At 73.1% G+C, this 2,927-nt stretch carries 3 protein-coding genes; 2 read left to right on the forward strand and 1 reads right to left on the reverse strand.

Going from position 1 to position 2,927, the window contains the following annotated elements; all coding sequences use genetic code 11:
- The first annotated feature begins 91 nt into the window (after positions 1-91).
- Together hpf and ACIQOV_RS35345 are read left to right on the forward strand one after the other, a co-directional pair.
- Positions 92-787: a ribosome hibernation-promoting factor, HPF/YfiA family gene (gene hpf, locus ACIQOV_RS35340; protein WP_359908558.1), complete on the forward strand. Its 696-nt coding sequence runs from the start codon at positions 92-94 to the stop codon at positions 785-787.
- Between the two features lie 195 nt (positions 788-982).
- Positions 983-1,735: a response regulator transcription factor gene (locus ACIQOV_RS35345; RefSeq protein ID WP_359908555.1), complete on the forward strand. Its 753-nt coding sequence runs from the start codon at positions 983-985 to the stop codon at positions 1,733-1,735.
- 12 nt (positions 1,736-1,747) lie between these two features.
- Here ACIQOV_RS35345 and ACIQOV_RS35350 read toward each other — a convergent pair.
- A partial coding sequence (locus tag ACIQOV_RS35350; protein WP_401054935.1) for a winged helix-turn-helix domain-containing protein occupies positions 1,748-2,927 on the reverse strand: 1,180 nt, incomplete at its 5' end.

Raw genomic sequence — 2,927 nt, forward strand, 5'->3', positions numbered from 1 at the left:
GGGGCCGGCAGTGGATGGGCTGGTCCAGCTGGGTCTCAGTCCGGTCCGGTAGCACCCGGATCGGCGTCAGCACGAGGGATCGGAGTTCTGCGTGGACATCGTCGTCAAGGGCCGCAAGACCGAGGTGCCCAAGAGGTTCCGCGAGCACGTGGCCGAGAAGCTGGAGAAGGTCCAGAAGTTCGACGCCAAGGCCATCAGCCTCGACGTCGAGGTGTCCAAGGAGCACAACCCGCGGCAGGCCGACCGCTCCGATCGGGTCGAGATCACTCTCCGCAGCCGCGGCCCCGTGATCCGGGCCGAAGCCGCCGCCGCCGACCCGTACGCGGCGCTCGACCTGGCCTCGGCGAAGCTCGACGCGCAGCTGCGCAAGTCCGCGGACCGGCGTCGGGTGCACAAGGGCGGCGCGAACGGCCGCACCCCGATCAGCGTCGCCGAGGCGACCGCGGCCCTGGCCGCGCTCCCGGCCACGACGGCGCCGGAGGGCGAGACGAACGGCGCCGTCCGCAAGACCATGATGGGATCCCTGGAAGTGGAGGGCGAAGGCCCGCTGGTGGTCCGGGAGAAGACGCACCCGGCCGCCCCCATGGCGCTGGACCAGGCGCTCTACGAGATGGAGCTGGTCGGCCACGACTTCTACCTCTTCGTGGAGAAGGACAGCGGCCTGCCGAGCGTGGTCTACCGCCGGCACGGTTACCACTACGGCGTCATCCACCTGCAGACCGACCTCGCGGCCGGGCCGGGCAGCGGGGCGGGCGGCGCGATCGGCGGGTCCGACGACGAGGACTGACCGTCCGAGCGGTGATGGAGGGGTGACCCCGGCGGCCCTGGCCGCCGGGGTCACCGGCGTTCGGGCGTGTCCGCCGTTCGGGGCGCCCGGCGAAGGGGTCACCCGATGCGGGGGAATCGACACCGGAGGGTGACCGCAGCGGGTTCGGGGCGTGGAATGATTGGCGCACGACGACCCGCGAAGGGGGAGGAGCGGATGGGGGATCACTTCGGGCTGGGGCCCGGGTCCGGGCCAGGGCTGCCGTTGGGGGCGGAGGACGAGTCCGCGTACGAGCCGCGCCGGAGTGAGCCGATCCGCGTCCTGGTGGTGGACGACCACGCGCTGTTCCGCCGCGGGCTGGAGATCGTGCTCGCGGAGGAGCCGGACATCAAGGTCGTCGGCGAGGCGGGGGACGGCGCCGAGGCCGTGCTGAAGGCCGCCGACCTGCTGCCCGACATCATCCTCATGGACGTCCGGATGCCGCGCCGCAGCGGGATCGAGGCCTGTACGGCGATCAAGGACGTGGCGCCCAGCACCAAGATCATCATGCTGACGATAAGCGACGAGGAGGCCGACCTCTACGAGGCGATCAAGGCGGGGGCCACCGGCTACCTGCTCAAGGAGATCTCCACCGACGAGGTCGCCACCGCGATCCGCGCGGTCGCCGACGGGCAGTCGCAGATCAGCCCCTCGATGGCGTCCAAGCTGCTCACCGAGTTCAAGTCGATGATCCAGCGCCGCTCCGACGACCGGGACCTGGTGCCCGCGCCCCGGCTCACCGACCGGGAGCTGGAGGTGCTCAAGCTGGTGGCGACCGGGATGAACAACCGGGAGATCGCCAAGGAGCTGTTCATCAGCGAGAACACCGTGAAGAACCACGTGCGCAACATCCTGGAGAAGCTCCAGCTGCACTCCAGGATGGAGGCCGTGGTGTACGCGATGCGGGAGAAGATCCTCGAAATAGGGTGAGCCGGGCGGGACTCAGCGGTCCGTCAGCAGTTTCTCCAGGGTCGGGCGCAGCCGCTCGTCGTGCAGCGTCCCGACCCGCACCCCGTCGCAGCCGACCCAGTCGGCCGCCTCGCGCAGCGCCGTCGCCAGTGCCTCGACGTGCCGGGCACCGCCGCCGTCCAGCGAGATCTGCCGGGCGACCAGGGTGCGCCCCTCGCGGGCCGGGTCGACCCGGCCGACCAGCCGGCCGCCGGTCAGCAGCGGCATCGCGAAGTAGCCGTGCACCCGCTTGTGCTTGGGCGTGTACGCCTCCAGCCGGTGCGTCATGCCGAAGATCCGCTCGGTGCGGGCGCGGTCCCAGACCAGCGAGTCGAACGGCGAGAGCAGCGTGGTGCGGTGGCGCCCGCGCGGGGCGGTGGCGAGGGCGGCCGGGTCGGCCCAGGCCGGGGCCGGGTCGCCGTCCGGGCCCCAGCCGGCCACCTCGACCGGGACGAGCCCGCTGTCGGCGAGCGCCGGGTCCAACTGCTCGGCGCGCAGCCGGTGGTAGTCCAGCAGATCGGCCCGGGTGGCCACGCCGAGCGCGGCGCCGGCCTGGCCGACCAGGGTGCGCAGACAGTCCTCGTCCGACCGGTCCTGCCCGAACAGCTCGGCCGGGACGGCCTGTTCGGCCAGCGCGTAGACCCGCTTCCAGCTCCGGCGCTCGGTGCAGACCACGTCCCCGAAGGCCAGCGCCCGCTCGACCGCGATCTTGGTGTCGGACCAGTCCCACCACTCGGCGGTCCGCTTGGCGCCGCCCAGCTCGGTGGAGGTCAACGGCCCCTCGGCGCGCAGCTTGTCGAGCACGGCGCGGTAGGTCTCGGGCGCGACCTGGTGGCCCCAGAGGTGGCCGCGGTCGCGGTAGCGGCGGCGCCGGAAGGCGAACAGCGGCCACTCCTCGACCGGCAGGACGCAGGCCGCGTGCGACCAGTACTCGAAGCTCGTGCCGCCGCCCCAGTAGGCCGCCTCGACGGCCGGGCGGCCGACCGCGCCGAGCCGGGCGTACGGCACCAGCTCGTGCGAGCGGGCGAGCACCGAGATGGTGTCCAGCTGGACGGCGCCCAGGTGCCGCAGCACCCCGCGCACCCCGCCGCGGCGGTCCGGCGCGCCCAGCAGGCCCTGGGCGCGCAGGGCGATCCGGCGGGCGTCGTCCGCGCTGAGGACGGCGACGGGGGCG

Origin of the sequence: Kitasatospora sp. NPDC091257, from assembly GCF_044757675.1 — a bacterium.
Classification (GTDB): domain Bacteria; phylum Actinomycetota; class Actinomycetes; order Streptomycetales; family Streptomycetaceae; genus Kitasatospora; species Kitasatospora lactacystinica.